Genomic DNA, 22,070 nt, shown 5'->3' with positions numbered 1-22,070 from the left:
GCACGCGCTTGCCAAGGCCGACGCGTGGCTTGCGTTCCACGCGCCTGCCCCTAGGGCGCGAGCTTGTCGATCTCGCGCTGCGCCTGCGCGCTGCCGCTACCCTCGAGCGCCAGCGAGCCGAGCGCCGCCCCGGGTTCGACCGCCAGAAGAGCGTTCAGGCGGGCCTTGAAGGCGTCGCGCTCACGCCCGTCGATCTGCGGACGCTGGACCACGGCGATACCCGCCGGATTGATCGTCCGGCCGTTGCGGTACGCCTCGAAATGGAGATGCGGCCCGGTGGAGAGGCCCGTGGATCCCACGTAGCCGATGACCTGCCCGGCCCGCACCTGCCCGCCGTTGCGTACGGCTATGCGGCTCATATGCGCGTAGCCCGTACCCAATCCGCCCCCGTGCTGGAGCCGGACGTAATTGCCGTGGCCGCCATGACGCCCGGCATACGTGACGGTGCCATCCGCGACGGCATAGATTGGAGAGCCGTGACGCGCGCCGAAATCGATCCCGGCGTGCATGCGCATATAGCGCAGGATCGGGTGGCGCCGTGCGCCGTAGTTTGATGTGATACGCCCGGCGACGGGCTGGCCAATCGGCACGCTGCGAGGCTGTCCCACCGCGCTCGCGGCAAACATCGCCCTATCCTTGCCCCACTGCACCAGTTGCAGCCTGGGCTTCCCGCCCCGTTCCACCCCGGCGTAAAGCAGGTCGCCCACCTGCCGCTCGCCCTTCGCGGACCGGCGGTAACTCACGATCATGTCAAAGCCGTCCCCGGACCGCAGGTCGCCATCGAGGCTCAAGTACTTGTCGACGGCCTGGAGGTAGGACTGGATGGCGCCCACCGGTGCACCGGCGTTGCGAGCGGAGCGGTAGAGACTGGAGCCCACGGTGCCCCGGATCCGCAGCGGCGTGTCGTCTACCCGGATCGGGTGCTGCACCACGGCCAGGCCGCTACCCTTGCGCTCGATCGACAGGTCGAGGTCGAAGCGGGCGCGGAAATCCAGGCTCTCGAGAAGCCGCGCCTCGCCTTCGGCCGGGCGGCGGCCCAGCGTGATGTCGAATTGCGTGCCGGACGCGATGTCCTCGTTGGGAAGAACATGCGCGATCAGTTGCGCCACGCGAGCTGCATCACCCGCCCCGACGCCGGCCCGTTCCAGCAGTCGGCCGAGACTGTCCCCTTGCCCCAGCGTGGACACCAACTGCACCCGCGGGCGCTCGGGCGCATCCGCCAACGGACTGACGCGCGGAGTAGCGCCCATGTGGCGGCCACTGTCGGCGCCCAGCGCCAGCGGTGCGATGGACTGGCTGCGAAACTCCTCGCGCTCTTGCTGGCCAAGTGGCATCGCCGCTGCCGTTTGGACGCTGGTGAACCCGGGGCACAGCGCAATCGCGGCTGTTCCCAGCCCCAGCAAGGTCGCAAGGCCGCGCAACCAGGTGCGGCTCCCGATGTCGCTGGCAAGGTCCGGCGCCAGATCGACCCTGGCACACCAGGACTCGATGGCTGCCCGCAGGCTGGCGCCCCGGACCGGTTCTTCCTGAACGCTCGCGCTCGACGGAAAGGCAAGGATGACGGGCTCGTCGCATGCCGCTGCGCGTACCCCCGCAGCCCCTGACGGCCCACTTTCGTGGTCAATTTCCGCCCGTTCGGTGTGAGCGCGCTTGACGGCTTTGAACAAGATGCGCGGTTCCCTCGTAGCAACCCTTTTTCGGCCCGCGTGGTGGACCTCGCTGACTTTCCCTGCCCGAACAAGGTTACGAACATCCTAAGACTGTGGATTTGCGTGCGTGTTTCGGACGTTGCGTCCCTTGCGAGCGGCGGGTCGCAGTGCCACATCTATCGTCATAATGGTTCAGCACCGGAACGGTTCGGCTTTGAAGGATGCTCCTGGCGGGGTGAAGGCGGTTCTCGGGCCGACCAACACGGGCAAGACTCACCTCGCCATCGAGCGTCTCTGCGCACACTCCAGCGGCATGATCGGCTTCCCGCTGCGCCTTCTGGCGCGCGAGGTCTACGATCGCGTCGTGAAGATCAAGGGCGAGCGAAGCGTCGCGCTGATTACCGGCGAAGAGCGGATCGAGCCGAAGGAAGCCCGCTATCGGCTCTGTACCGTCGAAGCCATGCCCGTGGCGGAGCGGTCCATGGCCTTCGTCGCCATCGACGAGGCGCAGCTGGCGGCCGATCGCGAACGCGGCCATGTCTTTACCGATCGCCTGCTGCACGCCCGGGGACGCGAGGAGACGATGATTCTCGGCTCGTCGACTGTGGAGCCGCTGGTACGGGCGTTGGTGCCGCAGGCGGAAATCGTTACCCGTCCGCGCTTCTCCACCCTCTCCCATGCAGGCGCGAAGAAGCTCAGCCGCGTTCCGCCGCGCAGCGCCATCGTGGCGTTCTCGGCCGAGCAGGTCTACGCCATTGCCGAAATGCTGCGCCGCTTCCGAGGGGGTGCGGCGGTGGTGATGGGCGCACTTTCTCCCCAGACCCGCAACGCGCAGGTGGCGCTCTACCAGTCGGGCGAAGTGGATTACCTCGTCGCCACGGACGCCATCGGCATGGGCCTCAATCTCGATGTCGAGCATGTGGCCTTCGCCGGGCTGTCCAAGTACGACGGGCGCCGCCATCGCCGCCTGACACCACCCGAGATGGCGCAGATCGCCGGACGCGCCGGTCGTCACCAGAAGGACGGTACGTTCGGCACGCTCACGGGCACCGGCGGGCACGACTCCGATTTCGAGCCCGATGAGATCTACGCGATCGAGGAACATCGCTTCGCGCCTCTCACCAAGCTGTTCTGGCGCGACCCGGAACCGCGGTTCGACACCCTTGCCACGCTCATCGCCGATCTCGAGGCGCCCCCTTCCCGCCCCGAGCTTGCCTCCGCCCCCGAAGCCATCGACCTTGCCGTGCTAAAGCGCCTGGCGGATGAAGGCGCGGTGGCCGACACCGTGCGCGGCATCGGTCAGGTGCGCCGCTTCTGGGACGTCTGCCGCTTGCCGGACTTCCGCCAGCAGGGCGTGGAGACGCATTCGCGCTTCGTCGCCAGGCTTTGGCAGGATCTTCGCGCTGGAGAGCTTGGGGCCGATTTCGTGGCGGCGCAGATCGCGCAACTTGATCGTACCGGCGGCGATATCGACACGCTGCAGGGTCGCATCGCCGCGATCCGGTCCTGGGCCTATATCGCACAGCGCCCCGACTGGGTGCTCGCCCGCGATGAGATGGCCGCCCGCGCCCGCGCCGTGGAGGCTCGACTTTCAGACGCACTTCACGGCAAATTGACGGAACGATTCATCAACCGCAGGACAGCTGTTCTGATGAAGAAACTTGGCCCGGACACCGGCCTTCTTTCGGTACGGCTCGAAGACGAGGAGGTGCTGGTCGAAGGCGAGCACATCGGCTCCCTGCGTGGCTTCACCTTCCAGGTCGATCCCGGGGCGCGGCTGTCGGACTGCAAGCTGCTTCTGGCAGCGGCGGAAAAGCACCTCGCGACTCTGCTTGGCAAGCGGGCGGACACGCTGGTGGATGCGGTGCACGAAGGCTGTGCCGACATCGCACTGGATAACGGCGCGCTCGTCTGGGACGGCCAGAAGCTGGCGACCCTGGCTCCCGGCCGCTCGCTGCTGACGCCGATCCTCGTTCCCGACCGCGCGCTGGATGCCGTGCCCGGGCCGTCGCGCAAGGCGCTGGTCGCCGCGCTCGAGCGCTGGCTGGAGACGGCGCTTGCTCCCCTGGCGCCGCTCACCAGGCTGGACGAGGCAAGCCGCTCGACCGAGGCCGGTCCGGATTTGCGCGCCTTGCTCATCGCTCTGGTGGAACGTGGCGGGATCGCCGCCCGCGAAGGGTCCGGCGTCGACCGCCTCGACAAGCAGCGGCGCACTATGCTTTCCCGCCTGGGCGTGAAGGTCGGTGCGCTCGATCTCTTCGTCCCGGCAATGCTGCGGCCGCAGACCATCACGCTCTGGCGCCAGCTGGCGCGCGTGGCCGGAAAGCAGGACGGTGCAGCGCCCGACCCCGCGATGCCCCCCGCCCTGCCCGCCGGCAGCCGTCGCCCGCCCGCCGGCTACCGCAACCTCGGCAAACAGTTCCTGCGTCTCGACATGGCCGAGAAGCTGCTGCGCGAGGCGCACAATGCACGCGGCGGCGAGAAGCACGCCGGCGAGAAGCGCGCCGGCGAGAAGCGCGGCACCTTCGCACTCGATCCTGCGCGCGCCGTATCCATGGGTTTGACCACCGCAAGTTATGCGCGCCTGCTCAAGCTGGGTGGCTTCCAGGCTATCGTGCCGCGTGCGCTTGCCGAGGGCCAGCACGGCCCACCGGCTCCCGTCCGCTGGCGCTGGCGTCCCTCTCGCCGGCACACGGATGCAGAGCCTGCAGCCCAGGTGCGGCGGGACAGCGCGTTCGCGGCGCTTGCGGACATGGTGCGGTGAGGGTCGACAAGCTCCTCTGGTTCCTCCGCCTCGCAAAGACGCGGCCCGTCGCACAGACCATGGCCGAGGAGGGCCACATGCGGCTCAACGGGCGGCGGATCGACCGGGCACACCAGAAGATCGCGGTCGGCGATGTGCTCACCCTCTCCATAGGTGGCACTGTGAAGGTGATAGAAGTCCTTTCTTTGCCCCTGCGCCGCGGACCCTATAGCGAAGCGCAGGGTTGCTACAGAGTGCTTGACGGCAGGGCCATCGATCCCATAGCAGCGCCGCCAACCAACTGACGCGTGAAGGAAGGAAAGCGCACTCATGACGTACGTCGTCACCGACGCCTGCATCAGGTGCAAGTACATGGACTGCGTCGAGGTCTGCCCCGTGGATTGCTTCTACGAGGGTGAGAACATGCTGGTCATCAACCCCAGCGAATGCATCGACTGCGGCGTGTGCGAACCGGAATGCCCGGCGGAGGCGATCCTTCCCGACACCGAAAGCGGTCTCGAGCAGTGGATGGAGCTGAACGCCAAGTACTCGGCGGAATGGCCTAATCTCACGTCGAAGAAGGACGCGCCTGCCGACGCCGACGAGATGAAGGGCGTCGAAGGCAAGTTCGAGAAGTTCTTCTCGCCCGAACCGGGCGAGGGCGACTGATTTTTTCTGCAGAAAGCAGCCCGTCCGAGGAAGACTGCTTTTTTCAAACATTCAGAACCGCGTAGCAGGGCACGACCCTGCTGCCGCAGTGAGCCGGGGGGCGCGAAAACGAAAAGGTTTCCGCGCCTCTGGCTTTTTTGCCATATCGGTGCTATATAATCGCTCAACTGCCCGGGCTTCTGCCCGTTCGGCAGGCATTTTCAGTGCGAGGCAGGGTTCGAAAGAAGACGGTTGGGGAGAAGAGTCTGACCGGACGGCGGAGACAGCACGTCTCCATGTCGCACCCTCCGGTTTATCTCCCGATTCGAAACGAACGGCAACCCTGCAGGTGAAAGGACGATACATGGCAACCAGGGCCGACGCCTTCGATGTTGGAGATTACGTCGTTTATCCTAAGCACGGCGTAGGCCGTGTGATCGAGCTGCAGAAGCAGGAAATTGCCGGGATGCAGCTCGAGCTTTATGTTCTGCGGTTCGAAAAAGAGCGGATGACGCTGCGCGTACCGGTGAACAAGGTCGAATCCATCGGGATGCGCAAGCTGTCCTCCGACAAGACCCTGCGCGAAGCCCTGGACACGCTCAAGGGCAAGCCCAAGGTCAAGCGCACCATGTGGTCGCGCCGCGCGCAGGAGTACGAAGCCAAGATCAACTCGGGTGATCTGGTTTCGATCGCCGAGGTGACCCGCGACCTGTTCCGCGCGGACGACCAGCCGGAGCAGAGCTACTCGGAACGTCAGATCTTCGAAGCCGCATCCTCGCGTCTTGCGCGCGAACTCGCAGCGATGGAAAAGACCGACGAGCCGGCAGCGCTCAAGAAGATCCTGGCGATCCTCAACGAGTACGCACCCAAGTACTACGACAGCGCCGAAACCGCCTGACACAGGCGTTCCACGTGGAACCAGGAGGCCGCTTCCCCCGAAGCGGCCTCTTCGTTTATGAGCGCCCCATCGGCGCTTGCGCCGGCATGAGGCCAAGGAAGGATACTGGAATGATCCGCCGCTCTACGATCGTGCTGACCCTGGCGTCTGCCTTCCTGCTCTCCGGCTGCGTCCGTACCGCCGCCAGCATCGTCACCGCACCCATCCGCGTGGCAGGCAAGGCTGTCGACTGGACCACGACCAGCCAGTCCGAAGCCGACGAGAAGCGTGGGCGCGCCTTGCGCAAGCGCGATGAGGAAATCGGCAGGCTGGACAAGCAGTACCAAAAGCACATGCGTCAGTGCGACAAGGGTTCGGAAGAGGCTTGCGAGCGCGCCCGGGACGTCTACGCGGACCTGCAGGACTTGCGCTCACGCGCGATCTGACGCCTCAGTGCACCGGTGGGTCGACCGGCGGCACGGTGGCAATGGGCGCGACCGGCTCTCTCGGCTCGCGCGGGGGCAGGGCGTTTTCCGGGACCTCGTCGATCTGCATGGCCCGTGTGGGAACCTTGGCCAGATTGCGTGCGGTGACCCGGACCTGATCGCCTTCCACGACAATTTCGTTGAAGCTGGGCGGGGTCGAGCGGATCCGCTTCGACAACGTGCCGGCGCCGATCATCCGCAGTGGACCGGCCGCCGTTTGCTCCGTGAGATCGAAGGCGTCATGAACATGCCCGGAGAGCACACCCATCACCTTGCGGCCGGCGAGCGCTTCCATCGCGCGCGTCCCGTTGATGGTCAGCAGCTTGCCATCCGCTCGCCGCTCGGTCAGCGGATGGTGGCAGGCGATGAGGATCCGCGTTCCTGAAGGAAGGGCGTCTATGGCATCCAGGGTGTGACGGAGAGCGCGCTCCGTCACCCACCCGTTCGACCAGGGAAACCGCTGGTACTGGGCGCGCGTGGTCGTGCGAAGCGGTACGATGGCCAGATCAGGCAGGTCCAGCTCCGTCTCCACCAGCCGCTCGATTGCCTTGAACCGCTTGTACGGCGCGAAGAAGCGCTGGTAGAGATTGAAGTAGGGAATGTCGTGATTGCCGACTTCCACCGTCACGGGCACCTTGAGGGCCGTGATCCACTCACAGGCTGCCCGGAATTCCGGATGGCGCGCCCGCATGGTCAGATCGCCGGTTATCGCGATCGCGTCCGGCTTTTCGGTTTCGATGCAGCTCTTCACCCAGTCCAGCGCACGGGTGTCTTCCAACCCGAAGTGAATGTCGCTGATGTGAAACAGCCGCAATGGACCATTGCGCATCACTGCGGCTTGCCCGTGCATTACGTCTCGAACTCCTTCGTCGTGACCAGGTCCACCTCGCAGGTGCCCAGCTCGAATTCTTCTTCTTCGGCCCCGTCGAACGGCTCGCCGTCTATCAGCAAGCCCATCTGTTCGCCTGCGGGGCAGACCAGCCGCAGGCGTGGATGCCGCCCCAGGTCGTCATGCGGGCCGTCGCGGAAGTTGCGGTTGAGCAGCGCGATGCCCTGCCCGGCATAATCTGCAAGCGACTCCGCATAATAGCCGCTGGCGTGCAGCCCATCCTCGTGCGGGACCACCGTGATCGCCGCATAGCCTTCCTCCCGGCCGCAATCGATCCCGGCGCAGTGAACCTTGGGGCCGGCGGTGGATTGCACGATGGCTTCGCGGGTGGAAGCCACGAAATCGATGACGTTCAACGCCCGCATCGCCTCGCGCACCTCGTTCCACACCGTACCGGGGCCGGCCAGCGCGCCGGTGAGCCCGATCCCGTGGCGGGACCGGATCACGCTGGGACGGACGGTACGCAGCGATCCCGTCAGCCGCCCGACGATCTCGGGAGCGGGCACTTCGCCATGCATCCGCTTGGCCAGCAGGTTCATCGTCCCCCCGGGCAGCACCAGCACGGGCTTGTCCCAGCCGCAGGCCTTCATGACGATGGAGTGCGTGGTGCCGTCTCCACCGAACACGGCCAGCATCTCCACACCCGCGGCGTCCAGATCGGCCGGGGAGGGCGCCGGGTCGTCCGGGAACCGCAGGAGGCGGTCGACGGTCATTCCGGCGCCTGCGAAAGCCTGGACAAGCTCATCGACGGCCGCATCGTTGTTGCTGCCGCTGGCCGCATTGCAGACGAGCCAGACTTTGGACGGTTTCGTGCCGCGTGCAGGTGTCATGCGCCAAAAAGCCTCCGATGCCCTGCGAAGTTCCCGTAGCCTTGGACGTTCATACCCGACCGGTGAAGATCAGCCACGCCGACAGCGTATTGAGGCCGCTGTAGAACACATAGACGAGCGCCCAGCCGGTCGATCCCGCCGCCACCATCACAAGCGCGCCGAGCAGCATCACGAACTCCACGATGAGGCTGAGCCTGCCGCCCAGTGCCTGGAAGAACCAGGGCACCTGCATCAGCATCGGATGATTGCTGTCCAGCACCGCCCTGTGCGCGGCGAAATTGAGCACCCCAAGGCAGAAGACGATGATCAGCGGCAGCATGCGGGCGCAATCCTAGCGCGGGAATCGCCGCAGCGCCACGGGTGAGGGCGATTCGTCCCTGACGGATGCCGTCGCCCGCCATCTTCCATGTCGTTCGTCGGCTGCAAACGTCACTTGTCCGGCGCGCTTTGCCTTTGTCGATCCCCCTCGGCTGAAAATCGACCTCCGGATGCTGGGCCGCCCCGGGTGGTGCACATGACACTCATCGAGCCGGACGGAACCTTCTTCCCCAAGGCTCACACCATGAGGAGGAAAGCATCATGTTCAAGACCCAAGCCATCGTCGCCGCCGCTGTCTGCACCGTCAGCCTGTTCGCCGCGCCCGCCGCTTTCGCGAAGTCCATCGAAGTGACTTACGGCGACCTCGACCTGACGACCGTATCCGGCCAGGCCGAACTGGACAAGCGGATCACCACCGCCGCGCGCAGGGTCTGCCGCGTCGACCGCCCGACCACTGGAACGCGCATCGCCGGCATGGTCGATCACGCCTGCTACGAGCAAGCCCTGTCGAACAGCCGCGAACCGGTTGCCACCGCGATCGCCCGGGCCGACGACGGCACCCGTCTCGGCGGCTGAGCCCCCCTTTCACCGAGGTCCCAAAAAGAGAAAAGACCCGGAAAAACACTTGATGGCGGGCTTAACGGCCCGCCATTTTCTTTACCGCCGGAAGATAGGTCCGGCCGATGCGCAAGGCTTCTCCGTCGAGCGTTTCCGCCGACCACACGCCCAGGCCTTCGTGGCGAAGACCCGTGACATGGCTTCGCTGCAGAATGCAGCTGCGGTGAATGCGGATGAACTGCCCCGGATCGAGCCGCTCCTCCAGACTGGTGATCGTCTGGAGCAGGAGATAGCTCTGCGACCCGACATGGAGCCGGACGTAATCCCGCTCCGCGTCGATGCGCTGCACCTCGGCGGCGGCAACGCGGACCAGTTCCGAACGGTGCGGCACCCAGAACTCCTCCAGCCACTCGCTGCGCGAAGGCTGCGACCGCTCTCCCCGGCGTGACACCACGCGCCCGACCGCCCTTTGCAACCGATCCGGGGCCACCGGCTTCAGCACGTAGTCCACAGCGTCGAGATCGAACGCCTCGACGGCGAATTCGTCGTGCGCCGTGACGAAGATCACCGCCGGTGCGTTCGCCCTCCCGCCCAGGTTGCGCGCGACGGTCAGCCCGTCTGTCTCGGGCATCGTGAGATCGAGCAGCACGAGATCGGGCGAGAGCGCGTCGATCAGGCGCAGCGCGGCCTGCCCATCGCTTGCGGTCCCGATGACGGACACGCCCTCGATCCTTGCGCAGATCACTTGCATGCGCTCCACCGCCAGCGGCTCGTCATCGACGATGAGGGTACGCAACGGCCCTCCGGCGTTCTGCGGCTCAGACATTCCCGGCCTCCAGCGGCATGCGCAGCACCGTTGCAAAGCCGCCCCCGGGCAGCTTGCCGAAGGTGAGAGTGCCCGCCTCTCCGTAGCGCGCGCGGAGACGATCGCGCACGTTGGCAAGGCCGATGCCGCAGCCTTCCGCCCGGACTTTCGGATCGCGGCTGCCGCCCGGTCCATCGTCATGGACGGTAATCACCAGCTGGCCGCCTTCGCGGCGCGCCTCGATGGCGATCGTGACGGGTTGCTGCGTGGCGGCAACGGCGTACTTCACGGAGTTCTCAACGATGGGCTGCAGGATCATGCCGGGAACTTTCGCATCGCGCACGGCCTCGTCAACATCGATATGCGTCAGCAATCGATTGGGGAACCGTACCGCCTCGATCGCGAAGTAGAGCCGCTGCAGCTCGATCTCGTCAACCAGGGACAAATCGTTGGTGGGATCCCCGGACAGCGTACGCCGATAGAAGGTGGAAAGGGTCTGGATCATCTCTTCCGCGTCGTCCTGCCGCCCGACCATGACGAGGGCCGAAAGGGAATTGAGCGTGTTGAACAGGAAGTGCGGATTCACCTGATAACGCAGGGACCGCAGCTCCGCCGCCTCCGCAGCGCGTCGGTATTCCCCCTCCCGGCGCTCGGCGGCGCGGGCTTCCTCGGCTTTGGCCAGGGCAAAGTAAAGCGCGGCCCATGCCAGCACGAGGAAGTATCGGCCAAACGCCGTGTCGGCGATGGCTGCCCAGTGCCCGATGTTGTAGCCGAGGAACGATCCGGTCTTGATCGTTATGGCCGCGCCCCGCTCTGGCGGCACCTCCTCCGTCGGCGGGGTCGGGGGCGGCGGCGGCTCTTCCGATGCCCCGGGCAGGGGCGGAGCGGGGGGAGCGGGCGGATTGATCTTGGGCAGGTCCACCAGGATGTTGCCCGCCTCGTCACGCGAAATGCGCACGTTCCCCGCCTTCATGGCCGCGACATCCTCCTCGTCACCATAGGCCCTGTGCTGAAGATCGGCGAAGATGACATCGTTCACGACGCTGAGCGCCAGCGAGAGCGGCAAGGCGCCGACCAGCACGATCGCCAGCCGGGCCCCGCCGGACTTGCGCTCCAGCAACTGGAGAAGGGGCCATACGGCGGCCATCACCAGCATGGACACGATGCAGATCGTCAGGCGCCGCGACAGGATCGGCCAGTCGAGGTCGAACCCCATGACGAGACCGCGCAGGCTCGCAACGATGAAGTAGCAGGCCCACAAGGCCGCCAGTGACAGGAGCACGGTTCGCGCCGGGACGCGGGGGAAGGGTGCAGCGTGGGACATTCTACCGGGTCTAGCGCGAAAACGCTTCACCGCACCAGCGCATCGGTCGGACGAGGTTTGTTGTTGGTCGAAGGGTGAGGAGGAGGGCAGCGCCGTGGCTCCAGACCGGTGCCGGAGCCACGGAGCCATCATCAGACCAGCAGCTGCTCTTCCGCGATCCTCGCCTTCCACACCGGCGGGGCCAGCGTGTGGACGTTGTTGCCCTCGCTGTCGACGGCGACGGTCACGGGCATGTCCTCGACGGTGAACTCGTAGATCGCTTCCATGCCGAGGTCCTCGAAGCCGACGACCTTGGCTTCCTTGATCGCGCGCGAGACGAGGTAGGCCGCGCCACCGACGGCCATCAGGTAGGCGGACTTGTGCTTCGCGATCGACGCGGTCGCTGCCGGGCCGCGCTCGGACTTGCCGATGCTGGCCAGCAGGCCGAGGTCAAGCATGGTGTCGGAGAACTTGTCCATGCGCGTCGCGGTGGTCGGGCCCGCCGGGCCGACGACTTCCTCGCGGACCGGATCGACCGGGCCGACGTAGTAGATCACGCGGCCCCTGAAATCGACCGGCAGTTCCTCACCCTTCGCCAGCATGTCGGCGATGCGCTTGTGCGCGGCGTCACGGCCGGTCAGCATCTTGCCGTTGAGCAGCAGGCGATCGCCCTGCTTCCAGCCCTGCACTTCTTCGGCGGTCAGCGTGTCGAGGTTGACGCGCTTCGCTTCCTTGCTGGGCTTCCACTCGACCTTCGGCCACTCGTCCAGCTTCGGGGTTTCGAGGAAGCTCGGGCCCGAACCGTCGAGCGTGAAGTGCGCGTGGCGGGTGGCGGCGCAGTTGGGGATCATCGCGACCGGCTTGCCCGCGGCGTGGCACGGCCAGTCGAGGATCTTGACGTCGAGGATGGTGGCAAGGCCGCCAAGGCCCTGCGCACCGATGCCGAGCGCGTTGACCTTGTCGAAGATCTCGATGCGCAGCGCCTCTATGTCGTTCTGAGGGCCGCGCTGCTTGAGCTGGGCCATGTCGATCGGCTCCATCAGGCTCTGCTTGGCGAGCTTGACGCAGTGCTCGGCGGTGCCGCCGATGCCGATGCCCAGCATGCCCGGCGGACACCAGCCCGCGCCCATCTGCGGCAGCATCTCGATGACCCAGTCGACGATGGAATCGCTCGGGTTCATCATCTTGAATTTCGACTTGTTCTCCGAGCCGCCGCCCTTGGCCGCGACGTCCACCGAGACCTTCGAGCCCGGCACCATGCTGACCGACAGCACGCACGGCGTGTTGTCCCTGGTATTACGGCGGGTGAACGCGGGATCGGCCAGCACCGAGGCGCGCAGGCGGTTCTCGGGGTGGTTGTAGGCGCGGCGCACGCCGTCATCGACGACGTCCTGCAAGCTGCGATCGGACTCGAGGCGGCAGTTCTGACCCCACTCGATGAAGACATTGACGATGCCGGTATCCTGGCAGATCGGGCGGTGCCCTTCGGCGCACATGCGGCTGTTCGTCAGGATCTGGGCGATGGCGTCCTTCGCCGCGGGGCCTTCCTCAGCCTCGTAGGCGTCGCCGAGCGCGCGGATATAGTCCATCGGGTGGTAATAGCTGATGTACTGCAAGGCATCGGCGACGGACTCGATGAGGTCCTCTTCGCGGATGGTGACCATTTCTGCCATGGAAAATGCGCTCCGTTTCTTGTCCCGTGCGGGCGGATAACGTCGGATTTGCGCCGCTCCATAAGGCGGGCGGGGGTGATCGTCAAAGTGCTTGATCGGATCGACCAGTGTCGTCGCATAGGGCTTGGCCTGAGAGGCCGCTTGGCATAGAAGCGCGGCATCAGTGCCGTAGCCGCGAGTGCAGCGTATTCCCGCTTCTTTCGCGAGCGAGTGAGGAAATACGCAGATGACCCTGACCGAGGACCGGTCCGCCCACGCCAGCACCTTCGAAGAAGCCCGCCGGACCATGATCTCCAGCCAGCTGCGCACCAGCGGCGTGAATGAGCCGTGGGTGCTCGAAGCGATGGCACGGGTGCCGCGGGAGAATTTCGTCCCGACCGAACTGCGCGATGCCGCTTACATCGACCGCGCGGTGCCGCTGGGCAACGGCCGCTCGCTTGCCGCTCCTCTGGTTCAGGGCATGATGCTGAGCGAAGCCGCGCCCTCCGTGGAGGACAAGGCGCTGCTCGTTGGCGACGGGGAAGGCTATCTCGCGACGCTGCTTCGTCCGTTCGTCGGCTCGCTTTCCGCTGTCGCTCCGGAAGCGGCGGCAGACGCCGGTGACGGAGATTACAGCCTTATCGTGATCGACGGCGCAATCGAAGTGCTTCCGGACGCCCTGTGCGCGCGTCTGGCCGAAGGGGGCCGCGTGGTGACCGGTCTGGTCGAGCGCGGCGTAACCCGTCTCGCTGCCGGCACCAAGGCGGCCGGCGCCGTCACGCTGTTGCCGCTTGCGGAAATCGGAATTCCGGCTCTGCCCGAATTCGCCGCTCCCAAACGCTGGAGCTTCTGAACATGGCCCGGTTCGCTAAGCGCGCCGGGCTTCTCGCGGGGGGATGTCTGATACTGACGGCGGCGGGCGCTCCTGCGCAGGCCGACACTCTGCGCGATGCCCTGGTTTCGGCATATCAGACCAATCCGACCCTGGAGGCGGCGCGCGCCCAGCAGCGCGCAACCGATGAAGGTGTGCCGATAGCCAGGGCGCAGGGGCTGCCCAACGCCTCTGCCACCGGCACGTACACCCGCTTCCTCAAGCAGAGCGAAAACTCGTTCAACGCGCCGACCCAGGTGTTCACCGCCGATGGCCAGATCGGCGTACCGATCTATTCGGGTGGTGCGGTCAAGAACGGCATCAAGGCCGCGAAGATCCGCGTCGCTGCCGGCCAGGCCGACCTCCGGGCGACAGAGGCTTCGGTTTTCTCGCAGGTCGTTGCCGCCTACATGGACGTGATCCGCACCGAGGCGATCGTCGGACTGAACCGCAAGAACGTCTCCGTGCTGCGCACCAACCTCGAGGCGACGAGCGATCGCTTCGAGATCGGCAATCTCACCCGCACGGACGTGGCCCAGTCCCAGTCCCGCCTTGCCGTCGCGCAGAGCGACTTGCTGACGGCGGAGGCGAATCTCGCCGCCGCTCGCGAAACTTACATACAGCTCGTCGGCCATGCGCCCGAAACCCTTGAGCCGCCGCCGCCGCTGCCTGGCCTTCCCGCCGATGCCGACAACGCCTCGGCGATGGCGCTGGATTCAAACCCGGACCTGATCGCCGCCCGGGAACGGAGCCGCGCCGCCGATAAGGACATCGATGTCGCCGGTGCCGGTCGCCTGCCGACGCTGAGCCTGTTCGGTCAGGGCAGTTACAACAACTATTTCAACACCCTGGCCCGGGGTGTGCCGAGTTCCGGCGTATCGCAGACCGACACCGCCGCGCAGGCCGGTGCCCAGCTCTCCATTCCCATCTTCCAGGGTGGATTGCCGGCGGCCCAGCGCCGCCAGGCACAGGCCAACGCATCGGCGGCGCTGGAGCAGGAGATCGCAACGGAACGCGACGTCATCGCGCAGGTGCGCTCCGCCTTCACCGCCTACGTCGCCTCCAACGACCTCATCCGTTCCTCGCAGGTTGCGGTCGATGCCGCCGCGCTCAGTCTTGAAGGCGTCCGCGCGGAAAACTCGGTCGGCAGGCGCACGGTGCTGGACATCCTCGATGCCGAACAGGAACTGCTCAACGCCCAGGTCACTCTCGTGACGGCGCGGCGCGACGCCTATGTGGCCGGCTTCACGCTCCTCGCCGCCATGGGCAGGGCTGAAGCCCGGGACCTCAACCTGGACGGAGGCGTTCTCTACGACCCGAACGTCAACTATGAACGGGTGCGTGGCAAGTTCTTCGACTGGGACGATGACGATGCGCCGGTCGTGCGGTCGACCAGCACCATTGACACGCCTGTCCAGGACGGCAAGATTCCCGCTTCGCAGGAGCCGTGATCCCGTTTAGGGGAACGGCTTCGTATGCGCTGAACGGGGACAAGGCACAGATGCGTCAGAACGGTGAACCTTCGGTCGAGGAGATCCTCCAGTCGATCAAGCAGGTCATCGCGCGCGACAGCCGCCTTGACACCCGCACCAGTCGGACCGAGCGGCTGACGCGCGATGCCGAAGCCCTGTTCGAGGGTGAGGACCTGGAGGAGGACGATGTCCTCGAATTGCCGGAAACGGCGCAGCTCCCCTCGTCGCCTGAACCGGAAGAGGCGCCGTTGCTGCATGACCATGCGCGCGAATCGATGCGCGAATCGCTGGCGGCCCTCGCCATGCTGTCGGAACCGGGCGCACAGCCTCAGATCGTGCGTTCCGGGGAAACGTCATTGGAATCGCTGACCCGCGAACTGCTCCGTCCGGCGTTGGCCGACTGGCTGGATCGCAACCTGCCGCAGATGGTGGAACGTCTGGTCGCTGCGGAAATCGCACGTATCGTCGGCAAGAAGGGTTAAGCCACCTGCGGCTCAAGGGTGGACCTTCGCCGGTCCGCTTCCTACCTTGCGGGCATGCCGAAGCCTGATCCCGCGCTGCTCGACCCCGCACGCTACCCGTTCTTCTCCGAGATCGAACCGCGTTTCGCCGATCTCGACCTGAACATGCACATCAACAACGTGGCGATGGCCGCCTATCTGGAAGACGGTCGCGTGCGGTTCCACCGCGCCTGCGGGTATCGCGACATTTTAAGCGGTTTCTCCTCCATGATCGTCAGCCTGGGGATCGAATACCTCGGGGAGGGTCACTATCCCGATACGCTGCAGGTCCACAGCGCGGTGGAGCGGGTGGGGCGCTCCAGCCACGGCCTCGTGCAGCTGCTGCGCCAGAACGGCCGTCTGGTGGCCTTCGCGCGCTCGACAATGGTCGCCGTAGGCGAGGATGGGCCGGAGGCGCTCCCCCCCGACTTTCTTGCGGGCGTGGAGGAATGGAAGCTGCGGTCATGACAAGCGCCCACGATATCCACAAAGCCGAGGAAGCGCTGGCCAAGGCGGGCGGCACCGGCATCAGCCGCCACATCTTCATCTGCGCCGAACCCCAGAAGGGGGAGTGCTGCTCGCCGGAAAAGGGGCGTGCGGCCTGGAAGTACCTCAAGAAGCGCCTGAAGCAACTGGGGCTGGACGGTAAGGGCGGCGTCGCGCGTACCAAGGCCGATTGCCTGCGCGTCTGTTATGCGGGCCCCGTGGCGGTCGTCTGGCCCGACGGCGTCTGGTATCACTCCTGCGACGAGGATGTGCTGGAACGCATCATCCAGCAACACCTGATCGGCGGCCAGCCTGTCGAGGAGTACCGGCTGCGGCCGCGACAGGACTGAACCGGCTACTTCGCGCCCTCATCCTCCAGCGGGTCGATGACGGATTCGTCATGGCCCGTTCCGCTCGACAGGAACGCCAGACCCATGAGGGCGGAGGCGAGCAGCATCGTAAAGCCGATCCCCAACGCGGTCGCGATGTAGAAGTGGATCGAGACCATCCCGTTCGACCGGTAGAGCAGGATCATGGAGCCGATCACCAGGCCCACGGTGATCGTCATCATCCAGCGCATAATGCGCCGATAGCGCGCCCAGGCATGAGCGGCCCTGTGCGGTTGCTCCAGCGGCGAAGGTGGCGGCGTTTTCATGCCGTCTATCTGGTCCCATTGCCCCACGGCCGCAAGCGCCAAGCGCAGCGTGGCATGCCACGACCGGCTGTGATACCCTGCCGCTGGAGGGCCCGCTGCGGGGAACAGATGCTCCTTCAACACAGGGAGAGCTGACGATGACGATAGGTCGCATTATCGAAGGCCGTACGGAAGTGATCACCTGCGACGCCGGCACAACCGTGCGCGACGCCGCCGCCCTTCTGGCGGAACGGCGCATCGGTGCCGTTCCGGTGATAGAGGATGGCGGCTTGGCCGGTATCTTCTCGGAGCGGGACGTCATCTACAAGCTGCGCGAGGTCGGACCTGACGTGCTCGACATGCCGCTCAAGAGTGTCATGACGGTCACGCCCGTCACCGTGACACCCGAAACCTCCGTCATGGGTGCGCTTTCCCTCATGACACGCCGGCGCATCCGCCATCTGCCGGTGGTGAAGGACGACCGCATGGTCGGCATCGTCTCCATCGGCGATCTGGTCAAATATCGAATGGACAAGATCGAGCACGAGGCCGAGGCCATGCGCGACTACATCCAGACCGCCTGAGCACCGGCTGCGCGCGGCGGGCGGGGCTTGCCCCTTGCTCCGAAAGCGAGCCCTTTCCCACGCTGCACCGCTGCCGGCGCCGGGTGCGGAACTTGCCGCACGCGGTCCACGCGCCTACATCGGAAGGCATGGACCAGCCCAATCTTACACTCAGCCCGTCAGCCGCCGCCCGCGTGGCGACCATCGCCAGCAAGCAGGGCAAGCCTGCAATCCTGCGGCTTGCGGTGGAAGGCGGCGGCTGTTCCGGCTTCCAGTACAAGTTCGAGCTCGCCGATGGACCGGAGACGGATGACAGCGTTGCTGAAACCGATGGCGTGAAGCTCGTCGTCGATGCGGTGAGCCTCGATCTGGTTCAGGGATGCGTCGTCGATTACGTCGAATCGCTCGGTGGCGCGGCGTTTCGCGTCGAGAATCCCAATGCGGCGGCAGGCTGCGGCTGCGGATCCAGCTTCTCCGTATGAAAATCGCGACCTTCAACATCAACGGGGTGAAGGCACGTCTTCCCCGTCTTCTGGAGTGGCTGGACGAAACGCGGCCTGCGGTCGCCTGCCTGCAGGAGATAAAGACCCAGGACGAGGGGTTCCCGATCGCCGAGTTCGAGAAGCTTGGTTACAAGGGTATCTGGCACGGACAGAAAGGCTTCAACGGCGTTGCCATCCTGGCCGACGGCGAGCAGCCGGTGGAAGTGCAACGCGGCCTTGAAGGTGAGCCTGAGGACGAACACTCCCGGTATCTCGAAGCAGACGTCTTCGGCGTGCGGGTGGTGTGCATCTACCTTCCCAACGGCAACCCGGTCCCGGGACCGAAGTTCGATTACAAGCTCCGGTGGATGGAACGGCTGCGGCGCCGCATGACCGCTATTCGCGACGAGGAGGTTCCCGCGATCGTCACTGGGGACTACAACGTCATTCCCACGGATCGCGACGTCTGGTCACCCGGCGCCATGGCGGCGGACGCCCTCATGCAGCCAGGATCGCGCGACGCCTATTTCCGCCTGCTTGGCGATGGTTGGACCGACGCGGTGGCGACGCACAACCCGCGTGGCGGGGTCTGGACGTACTGGGATTATCAGGCCGGTGCCTGGCAGCGCGACCACGGGTTCCGCATCGATCATTCGCTGCTGTCGCCGGAACTGGCCGACCGCCTCGTCGCCTGCGGCGTCGACAAGGTCCATCGTGGCCGCGAGAAGGCGAGCGATCACGCTCCGGTTTGGGTTGAACTGAAGCCTGCCTGAAGCGGCGGCACCCTCCCGCCGAATGCTGGCGGGAGGGTCTTGCCTCAACGATAGAAGATGTGATTGTCGACCTGCGCCAGCTTGGTTAGCCGCCAGTTCGGCGATACGCGCTTGGCATGGAAGAACAGCGCGCCGGGCGCCTCGCTCTTCCAGATTCCTTCGTCGGCGATCTGCGCGATCGCCACGGCCTCCTGCCAGTCCTGCGAGCCTTCCCGCACGGCCGGCATAGAGTGGCCCCGCACGAACGAGAACTGCGAAGGCTGCATCACCACGCCGCAATAGCTTGTGGGAAAGCGGCCCGACTTCGCCCGGTTCACGATAACGTGACCCACGGCCAGCTGGCCTTCGAGCGACTCGCCCCGGGCTTCGAAGTAGATCGCGCCGGCGAGGCAGCGCATGTCCCGCGACATGCCTTCCGGGGTCGCCTGCTGCGACACCAGATCTTTCAGAGAGTCTGCGGTCGAATTTTCCGCGTTCGGGGCCGGAGCGGCGGGGATCGCCTGCACAACCGGCTCGGAGACGAACTGCGGGGTGGGCTTCTCTTCTGTCAGCACCGGAATAAGGTCCGATGCCGCCGCGCCAGAACCCGAGGCGCCTAGGAGAGCGGTAAGAACCGTCGCGGCCAGCGCCGCTGCGCTCGCCCACTCAACTTTTGTTCGCATCTACTCGTGATCAAGTGCGGTGAACCAGTCCGACACAGGGTGGAACGAAACGCCACGTATGGCGTTTACTATCCGTTGAACCTGCCGACGATTCCCCGTCTGCGTGCTAGCCGGACTGCCGGAGTGCTGTCCATGCCGCTTTCGCGCTTGCGAAGGGGGCTTTAGGCTGTGCGTCGGGCAAGTCAACCCGCGTCCGGATCGGCACCGATGAAGCGTTCAGCGCCTGCGGCATCAAGTTCCACCACCCATATATCCGGGTCCTGCCGCTTGCGGCGATCGAGGTATTCCTGAAATTCGTATGGGTTTGCAGGATCTTGGCGGCGGGTGCAGACCCAGGCTCGGGCGCCGTCCAGTTGAGGTATCCGTTCGAAAAGCCGCGTATTCGAGCCGTTGTGCGTCAGGACTGCAAGGATCGTCCCGGCGTCCTGCTCGCCTTTGGAAAGAACGGTGGCGAAGCCGCCTTCGACGTTCACCCGCCGAATCAGGGCGGACACTTCGAGATGAGCAGGGAGGCGCCCGTCCACCGCGTCGCTTTCAGGCGTGGGGGGCGACGTAGCCGGGCAGGCTGGACAGGGCGATACGCGAGCGCATGAACGTCCCTGTCCCGCGGCCGCATTCGTCGCCTTCCTCATCGGTGAGCCAGGACTCGGCCACGAGCACGCGGCGCCGCCCACTCACCCACCGGCCTTCGGCCACGATGCGTCCGCCTTTGATAGGCTTGCTGAGGTGCATATTGAACGAGGTGGTCAGCAGGAAACGGTCAGTCACGTGCGTGTTGGCCGCGTAGAACGCCGCATCGTCCAGCATCTTGAAGTAGATCGTCCCATGCGCCGCCCCGGCGGCATGGAAGCAGCCCGGATCAACCTCGAAGGTGATCCTTGAATGCCCGTCGCCCACGATCTGCAGCCTCGACTCGAAGAGCTGGTTTATAGGTGCCGAGGCATAGAGCCCCTCAAGGGCACGCCAGTGCAGCTGGGCGCCTTCGGGATCGACAGAGCCTTCCGCCACGGCGTCAGGCGGCATCGCGATCGATGACGTTGCTGAGGAGGCTGTAGAGCGCTTCGGGGCTGGGGGCGGCCGTCAGCGCTTCGTGCATGCGTTCGTCGCGCATCATACGCGAGATTGCGGCCAACGCGTGAAGGTGCGTGGCCCCGGCGCCCTCGGGCGATAACAGACCGAACACGAGATCGACCGGCATGCCGTCCGCGGCGTCGAATTCGACAGGGGAGCTGAGCCGCATGAACGCGGCCGCCGGCCGCGTCAGTCCCGCCATACGGGCATGGGGAATCGCGATGCGCCGCCCGAATCCCGTGCTGCCAAGCCGCTCGCGCTCGACGATACGCGCCAGCACGGCCTGCTGGTCAAGGCCGTAGACGGTAGCAAACCGGCCCGCGAGCTGGTCCAGAATGATGTCTTTGCCGTCCGCGTCGGCCATGAATACGGCCTCGGGTAACAGCGTGAAAAGCGCGCTCATCGTGTTTCTAATACTAGACCGATTGCCAAAGTTGCATGCCCCTAAACCCCCGGCGAAAAACCGGGGGTTCTTGTTTTTCGTCTTGTACTAAGACGCGGTGCGCGAAAGCGTCAGTGCGGCTCGACCCAACCGATCGAGCCGTCGTCGCGGCGATAAACCATATTATGCCGGCCGGTACCAGCGTTTTTGAAAAGCAACGCAGTCGTGTTGCGCAGGTCCAGCATCATCACGGCGTCCGAAACCGTGGCTTCCGGAACGTCCACCCGGGTTTCCGCGATGACGACGGGAGCGTCCGTTTCTTCGGCTTCGTCCTGGTTACTTGCCTGCTGTTCCTCGAAGATGGTGTACGCCGCTTCTTCGACCGCACTGGCATAAGCGGTCTGCTCCGAACGATCCTTCAGGCGGCGCTTGTAACGGCGCAACTGCTTGTCGATCTTTTCGGCAGCCTGATCGCAGGCCACGTGAGCGTCCTGCGCGATGCTGCTGCCCTTGAGCACGAGGTTCTGCATGACGTGCATGATGACGTCGCACCGAAAGGCACCCGCCGGCGCGCGGCCGAAGGTGACCTGTGACGACAGCGCCCGGCTGAAATACTTCTCGGCGATCGCCGTGAGCTTCTCGCTGGCGTGAGCCTGCAGGGCCTCGCCAGTTTCAACCTGGTGACCGGAGACGCGGATATCCATGGGCGGTTTCTCCTTGTGCTAGAGTTCAGGCACCCCAGAGCGGGGTATCGACCGATTTGAGAAACTCCGCGTGCGCAGCAAGTTCCCCTGCGGTGGCCACGTGGGGACGTGGCTGACGAAATATACGGGTTCTTTGTGGTAGAACCTTGATTTCCGTCACGATCTCAATGTTTTCTGCAACCAGTTCCAAGCCGATCTGGCGGCCGCCTCGCAATTCCACATAGACGTGAGCCAGCAGTTCCGCGTCAAGCAGCGCCCCGTGCTTCGTGCGGTGGCTACGGTCGATCCCGTAACGGGTGCAGAGCGCATCAAGCGACAGCTTCGCGCCCGGATGACGGACCTTGGCCAGCGCCACGGTATCGACCATCCGGCTCAAACAAACGGGCGGGAAGTTGCACAGTCCCAGTTCGGCATTGATGAAGTTGAAATCGAACGTCGCGTTGTGCGCGATCATCGGGCTGTCGCCGATGAAGTCGAGGAAATCCTGCGCCAGGGCGGAAAAGAGCGGCTTGTCGGCAAGAAAAGCGTCGGACAGGCCATGCACCGCTTCGGCTTCGGCGGGCATGGAGCGCTGCGGGTTGAAGTAGGCATGGAAGCTTCGCCCGGTCATCACCCGGTTGATCATTTCGATGCAGCCGATTTCCACCATGCGATCCCCATTTCTGGGGTCAAAACCAGTCGTTTCCGTATCGAAGATGATCTCTCTCATCTCT

28 protein-coding genes are annotated in these 22,070 nt (G+C 65.3%); 14 read left to right on the top strand and 14 right to left on the bottom strand.

All coding sequences use genetic code 11. The features are described 5' to 3' along the window. Positions 1-50 precede the first annotated feature (50 nt). A complete protein-coding gene (locus QOL62_RS09095) occupies positions 51-1,667 on the bottom strand; it encodes a M23 family metallopeptidase (protein ID WP_283405996.1) in 1,617 nt (538 codons plus the stop codon). A 169-nt stretch (positions 1,668-1,836) separates the two neighbouring features. On the opposite strand from QOL62_RS09095, the gene QOL62_RS09090 reads away from it, so the two are divergent. From QOL62_RS09090 to QOL62_RS09070, 5 genes are all read left to right on the top strand, one after another. Further along, positions 1,837-4,413 (top strand): helicase-related protein, encoded by a 2,577-nt coding sequence (locus tag QOL62_RS09090; RefSeq protein ID WP_283405995.1) that lies wholly within the window; start codon positions 1,837-1,839, stop codon positions 4,411-4,413. Next, positions 4,410-4,697 (top strand): RNA-binding S4 domain-containing protein, encoded by a 288-nt coding sequence (locus QOL62_RS09085; protein WP_103729256.1) that lies wholly within the window; start codon positions 4,410-4,412, stop codon positions 4,695-4,697. Before QOL62_RS09090 ends, QOL62_RS09085 begins: the two co-directional genes overlap by 4 nt. Positions 4,698-4,722: 25 nt before the next feature. Continuing rightward, the gene (gene fdxA / locus QOL62_RS09080) at positions 4,723-5,061 is read left to right on the top strand and encodes a ferredoxin FdxA (RefSeq protein WP_103729255.1); all 339 of its coding nucleotides are present in this window, start codon (positions 4,723-4,725) and stop codon (positions 5,059-5,061) included. A gap of 343 nt (positions 5,062-5,404) precedes the next feature. Further along, positions 5,405-5,938: a CarD family transcriptional regulator gene (locus QOL62_RS09075; protein WP_103729254.1), complete on the top strand. Its 534-nt coding sequence runs from the start codon at positions 5,405-5,407 to the stop codon at positions 5,936-5,938. 110 nt (positions 5,939-6,048) lie between these two features. After that, the gene (locus QOL62_RS09070) at positions 6,049-6,363 is read left to right on the top strand and encodes a hypothetical protein (RefSeq protein WP_283405994.1); all 315 of its coding nucleotides are present in this window, start codon (positions 6,049-6,051) and stop codon (positions 6,361-6,363) included. Between the two features lie 4 nt (positions 6,364-6,367). On the opposite strand, the gene QOL62_RS09065 is transcribed toward QOL62_RS09070, so the two are convergent. From QOL62_RS09065 to QOL62_RS09055, 3 genes are read right to left on the bottom strand one after another with little or no spacing between them, the layout of a single operon-like run. Next, entirely contained in the window at positions 6,368-7,252 is an 885-nt protein-coding gene (locus tag QOL62_RS09065) for a metallophosphoesterase family protein (protein ID WP_283405993.1), read from the bottom strand. Next, positions 7,252-8,121 carry a diacylglycerol kinase family protein gene (locus QOL62_RS09060; RefSeq protein WP_103729251.1) on the bottom strand — a complete coding sequence of 290 codons (870 nt, stop codon included), beginning with the start codon at positions 8,119-8,121 and terminating at the stop codon, positions 7,252-7,254. The genes QOL62_RS09065 and QOL62_RS09060 overlap by 1 nt, the downstream gene beginning before the upstream one ends. A 49-nt stretch (positions 8,122-8,170) precedes the next feature. Next, a complete protein-coding gene (locus QOL62_RS09055; protein ID WP_283405992.1) occupies positions 8,171-8,440 on the bottom strand; it encodes a hypothetical protein in 270 nt (89 codons plus the stop codon). A gap of 260 nt (positions 8,441-8,700) precedes the next feature. Between QOL62_RS09055 and QOL62_RS09050 the strand changes: the two genes are divergently transcribed. Next, positions 8,701-9,015 carry a UrcA family protein gene (locus tag QOL62_RS09050; protein ID WP_283405991.1) on the top strand — a complete coding sequence of 105 codons (315 nt, stop codon included), beginning with the start codon at positions 8,701-8,703 and terminating at the stop codon, positions 9,013-9,015. Between the two features lie 61 nt (positions 9,016-9,076). Here QOL62_RS09050 and QOL62_RS09045 read toward each other — a convergent pair whose 3' ends face one another. The 3 genes from QOL62_RS09045 to QOL62_RS09035 form a co-directional block, all read right to left on the bottom strand. Continuing rightward, a complete protein-coding gene (locus QOL62_RS09045; RefSeq protein ID WP_283405990.1) occupies positions 9,077-9,823 on the bottom strand; it encodes a LytR/AlgR family response regulator transcription factor in 747 nt (248 codons plus the stop codon). After that, positions 9,816-11,126, bottom strand: coding sequence for a sensor histidine kinase (locus QOL62_RS09040; protein WP_283405989.1), 1,311 nt, complete (start codon positions 11,124-11,126; stop codon positions 9,816-9,818). The genes QOL62_RS09045 and QOL62_RS09040 overlap by 8 nt, the downstream gene beginning before the upstream one ends. Before the next feature lie 131 nt (positions 11,127-11,257). Beyond that, positions 11,258-12,778, bottom strand: a complete 1,521-nt coding sequence (locus QOL62_RS09035; RefSeq protein WP_103729330.1) for a fumarate hydratase — start codon at positions 12,776-12,778, stop codon at positions 11,258-11,260. A gap of 226 nt (positions 12,779-13,004) precedes the next feature. Here QOL62_RS09035 and QOL62_RS09030 point away from each other — a divergent pair, with 226 nt between their 5' ends. The 5 genes from QOL62_RS09030 to QOL62_RS09010 are packed head-to-tail and all read left to right on the top strand — an operon-like array spanning position 13,005 to position 16,436. Next, positions 13,005-13,610 (top strand): protein-L-isoaspartate O-methyltransferase family protein, encoded by a 606-nt coding sequence (locus QOL62_RS09030; protein WP_283405988.1) that lies wholly within the window; start codon positions 13,005-13,007, stop codon positions 13,608-13,610. 2 nt (positions 13,611-13,612) lie between these two features. Then, the gene (locus tag QOL62_RS09025; RefSeq protein ID WP_103729245.1) at positions 13,613-15,079 is read left to right on the top strand and encodes a TolC family outer membrane protein; all 1,467 of its coding nucleotides are present in this window, start codon (positions 13,613-13,615) and stop codon (positions 15,077-15,079) included. A gap of 50 nt (positions 15,080-15,129) precedes the next feature. Then, positions 15,130-15,582 (top strand): DUF2497 domain-containing protein, encoded by a 453-nt coding sequence (locus QOL62_RS09020; protein WP_103729244.1) that lies wholly within the window; start codon positions 15,130-15,132, stop codon positions 15,580-15,582. Between the two features lie 54 nt (positions 15,583-15,636). Beyond that, entirely contained in the window at positions 15,637-16,068 is a 432-nt protein-coding gene (locus QOL62_RS09015; protein WP_103729328.1) for an acyl-CoA thioesterase, read from the top strand. Beyond that, positions 16,065-16,436, top strand: coding sequence for a (2Fe-2S) ferredoxin domain-containing protein (locus tag QOL62_RS09010; RefSeq protein ID WP_103729329.1), 372 nt, complete (start codon positions 16,065-16,067; stop codon positions 16,434-16,436). The genes QOL62_RS09015 and QOL62_RS09010 overlap by 4 nt, the downstream gene beginning before the upstream one ends. A gap of 5 nt (positions 16,437-16,441) precedes the next feature. On the opposite strand, the gene QOL62_RS09005 is transcribed toward QOL62_RS09010, so the two are convergent. Next, positions 16,442-16,741, bottom strand: a complete 300-nt coding sequence (locus QOL62_RS09005) for a hypothetical protein (RefSeq protein WP_283405987.1) — start codon at positions 16,739-16,741, stop codon at positions 16,442-16,444. A 137-nt stretch (positions 16,742-16,878) separates the two neighbouring features. Between QOL62_RS09005 and QOL62_RS09000 the strand changes: the two genes are divergently transcribed. From QOL62_RS09000 to xth, 3 genes are all read left to right on the top strand, one after another. Then, complete coding sequence (locus QOL62_RS09000) at positions 16,879-17,304, top strand: CBS domain-containing protein (RefSeq protein ID WP_103729243.1); 426 nt, start codon at positions 16,879-16,881, stop codon at positions 17,302-17,304. 128 nt (positions 17,305-17,432) lie between these two features. Further along, positions 17,433-17,765: an iron-sulfur cluster insertion protein ErpA gene (erpA, locus tag QOL62_RS08995; protein ID WP_103729242.1), complete on the top strand. Its 333-nt coding sequence runs from the start codon at positions 17,433-17,435 to the stop codon at positions 17,763-17,765. Beyond that, complete coding sequence (gene xth / locus QOL62_RS08990; RefSeq protein ID WP_103729241.1) at positions 17,762-18,538, top strand: exodeoxyribonuclease III; 777 nt, start codon at positions 17,762-17,764, stop codon at positions 18,536-18,538. The genes erpA and xth overlap by 4 nt, the downstream gene beginning before the upstream one ends. Before the next feature lie 44 nt (positions 18,539-18,582). Here xth and QOL62_RS08985 read toward each other — a convergent pair whose 3' ends face one another. From QOL62_RS08985 to dnaQ, 6 genes are all read right to left on the bottom strand, one after another. After that, the gene (locus QOL62_RS08985) at positions 18,583-19,200 is read right to left on the bottom strand and encodes a cell wall hydrolase (protein ID WP_283405986.1); all 618 of its coding nucleotides are present in this window, start codon (positions 19,198-19,200) and stop codon (positions 18,583-18,585) included. Positions 19,201-19,382: 182 nt separating this feature from the next. Then, positions 19,383-19,724: a DUF1491 family protein gene (locus tag QOL62_RS08980; RefSeq protein WP_283405985.1), complete on the bottom strand. Its 342-nt coding sequence runs from the start codon at positions 19,722-19,724 to the stop codon at positions 19,383-19,385. A gap of 10 nt (positions 19,725-19,734) precedes the next feature. Continuing rightward, the gene (locus tag QOL62_RS08975) at positions 19,735-20,223 is read right to left on the bottom strand and encodes a PaaI family thioesterase (protein ID WP_283405984.1); all 489 of its coding nucleotides are present in this window, start codon (positions 20,221-20,223) and stop codon (positions 19,735-19,737) included. After that, entirely contained in the window at positions 20,213-20,674 is a 462-nt protein-coding gene (locus QOL62_RS08970; RefSeq protein ID WP_103729237.1) for a PTS sugar transporter subunit IIA, read from the bottom strand. The genes QOL62_RS08975 and QOL62_RS08970 overlap by 11 nt, the downstream gene beginning before the upstream one ends. Before the next feature lie 110 nt (positions 20,675-20,784). Further along, the gene (gene hpf / locus QOL62_RS08965; RefSeq protein WP_103729236.1) at positions 20,785-21,357 is read right to left on the bottom strand and encodes a ribosome hibernation-promoting factor, HPF/YfiA family; all 573 of its coding nucleotides are present in this window, start codon (positions 21,355-21,357) and stop codon (positions 20,785-20,787) included. 25 nt (positions 21,358-21,382) lie between these two features. Then, positions 21,383-22,066, bottom strand: coding sequence for a DNA polymerase III subunit epsilon (gene dnaQ / locus QOL62_RS08960; protein ID WP_103729235.1), 684 nt, complete (start codon positions 22,064-22,066; stop codon positions 21,383-21,385). Positions 22,067-22,070 lie beyond the last annotated feature (4 nt).

The sequence above is a fragment of the Novosphingobium panipatense genome (assembly GCF_900182875.1).
Taxonomy (GTDB): Bacteria; Pseudomonadota; Alphaproteobacteria; order Sphingomonadales; family Sphingomonadaceae; genus Novosphingobium; species Novosphingobium panipatense.
The sequence above is the reverse complement of the archived record's forward strand: the minus strand, read 5'-3'. Positions and strand labels throughout refer to the sequence as shown.

What these genes read in the sequence shown, in the direction of transcription:
- QOL62_RS09010 (WP_103729329.1), top strand. Translation starts at nt 16,065, where the DNA reads ATGACAAGCGCCCACGATATCCACAAAGCCGAGGAAGCGCTGGCCAAG.
- QOL62_RS09075 (WP_103729254.1), top strand. Translation starts at nt 5,405, where the DNA reads ATGGCAACCAGGGCCGACGCCTTCGATGTTGGAGATTACGTCGTTTAT.
- QOL62_RS08975 (WP_283405984.1), bottom strand. Translation starts at nt 20,223, where the DNA reads ATGCCGCCTGACGCCGTGGCGGAAGGCTCTGTCGATCCCGAAGGCGCC.
- dnaQ (WP_103729235.1), bottom strand. Translation starts at nt 22,066, where the DNA reads ATGAGAGAGATCATCTTCGATACGGAAACGACTGGTTTTGACCCCAGA.
- QOL62_RS09050 (WP_283405991.1), top strand. Translation starts at nt 8,701, where the DNA reads ATGTTCAAGACCCAAGCCATCGTCGCCGCCGCTGTCTGCACCGTCAGC.
- QOL62_RS09015 (WP_103729328.1), top strand. Translation starts at nt 15,637, where the DNA reads ATGCCGAAGCCTGATCCCGCGCTGCTCGACCCCGCACGCTACCCGTTC.
- erpA (WP_103729242.1), top strand. Translation starts at nt 17,433, where the DNA reads ATGGACCAGCCCAATCTTACACTCAGCCCGTCAGCCGCCGCCCGCGTG.
- QOL62_RS09040 (WP_283405989.1), bottom strand. Translation starts at nt 11,126, where the DNA reads ATGTCCCACGCTGCACCCTTCCCCCGCGTCCCGGCGCGAACCGTGCTC.
- QOL62_RS09045 (WP_283405990.1), bottom strand. Translation starts at nt 9,823, where the DNA reads ATGTCTGAGCCGCAGAACGCCGGAGGGCCGTTGCGTACCCTCATCGTC.
- QOL62_RS09065 (WP_283405993.1), bottom strand. Translation starts at nt 7,252, where the DNA reads ATGCACGGGCAAGCCGCAGTGATGCGCAATGGTCCATTGCGGCTGTTT.
- QOL62_RS08970 (WP_103729237.1), bottom strand. Translation starts at nt 20,674, where the DNA reads ATGAGCGCGCTTTTCACGCTGTTACCCGAGGCCGTATTCATGGCCGAC.
- QOL62_RS09025 (WP_103729245.1), top strand. Translation starts at nt 13,613, where the DNA reads ATGGCCCGGTTCGCTAAGCGCGCCGGGCTTCTCGCGGGGGGATGTCTG.
- QOL62_RS09055 (WP_283405992.1), bottom strand. Translation starts at nt 8,440, where the DNA reads ATGCTGCCGCTGATCATCGTCTTCTGCCTTGGGGTGCTCAATTTCGCC.
- QOL62_RS09030 (WP_283405988.1), top strand. Translation starts at nt 13,005, where the DNA reads ATGACCCTGACCGAGGACCGGTCCGCCCACGCCAGCACCTTCGAAGAA.
- QOL62_RS09005 (WP_283405987.1), bottom strand. Translation starts at nt 16,741, where the DNA reads ATGAAAACGCCGCCACCTTCGCCGCTGGAGCAACCGCACAGGGCCGCT.
- QOL62_RS09060 (WP_103729251.1), bottom strand. Translation starts at nt 8,121, where the DNA reads ATGACACCTGCACGCGGCACGAAACCGTCCAAAGTCTGGCTCGTCTGC.
- QOL62_RS08985 (WP_283405986.1), bottom strand. Translation starts at nt 19,200, where the DNA reads ATGCGAACAAAAGTTGAGTGGGCGAGCGCAGCGGCGCTGGCCGCGACG.
- QOL62_RS09020 (WP_103729244.1), top strand. Translation starts at nt 15,130, where the DNA reads ATGCGTCAGAACGGTGAACCTTCGGTCGAGGAGATCCTCCAGTCGATC.
- fdxA (WP_103729255.1), top strand. Translation starts at nt 4,723, where the DNA reads ATGACGTACGTCGTCACCGACGCCTGCATCAGGTGCAAGTACATGGAC.
- xth (WP_103729241.1), top strand. Translation starts at nt 17,762, where the DNA reads ATGAAAATCGCGACCTTCAACATCAACGGGGTGAAGGCACGTCTTCCC.
- QOL62_RS09035 (WP_103729330.1), bottom strand. Translation starts at nt 12,778, where the DNA reads ATGGCAGAAATGGTCACCATCCGCGAAGAGGACCTCATCGAGTCCGTC.
- QOL62_RS09090 (WP_283405995.1), top strand. Translation starts at nt 1,837, where the DNA reads ATGGTTCAGCACCGGAACGGTTCGGCTTTGAAGGATGCTCCTGGCGGG.
- hpf (WP_103729236.1), bottom strand. Translation starts at nt 21,357, where the DNA reads ATGGATATCCGCGTCTCCGGTCACCAGGTTGAAACTGGCGAGGCCCTG.
- QOL62_RS09000 (WP_103729243.1), top strand. Translation starts at nt 16,879, where the DNA reads ATGACGATAGGTCGCATTATCGAAGGCCGTACGGAAGTGATCACCTGC.
- QOL62_RS09070 (WP_283405994.1), top strand. Translation starts at nt 6,049, where the DNA reads ATGATCCGCCGCTCTACGATCGTGCTGACCCTGGCGTCTGCCTTCCTG.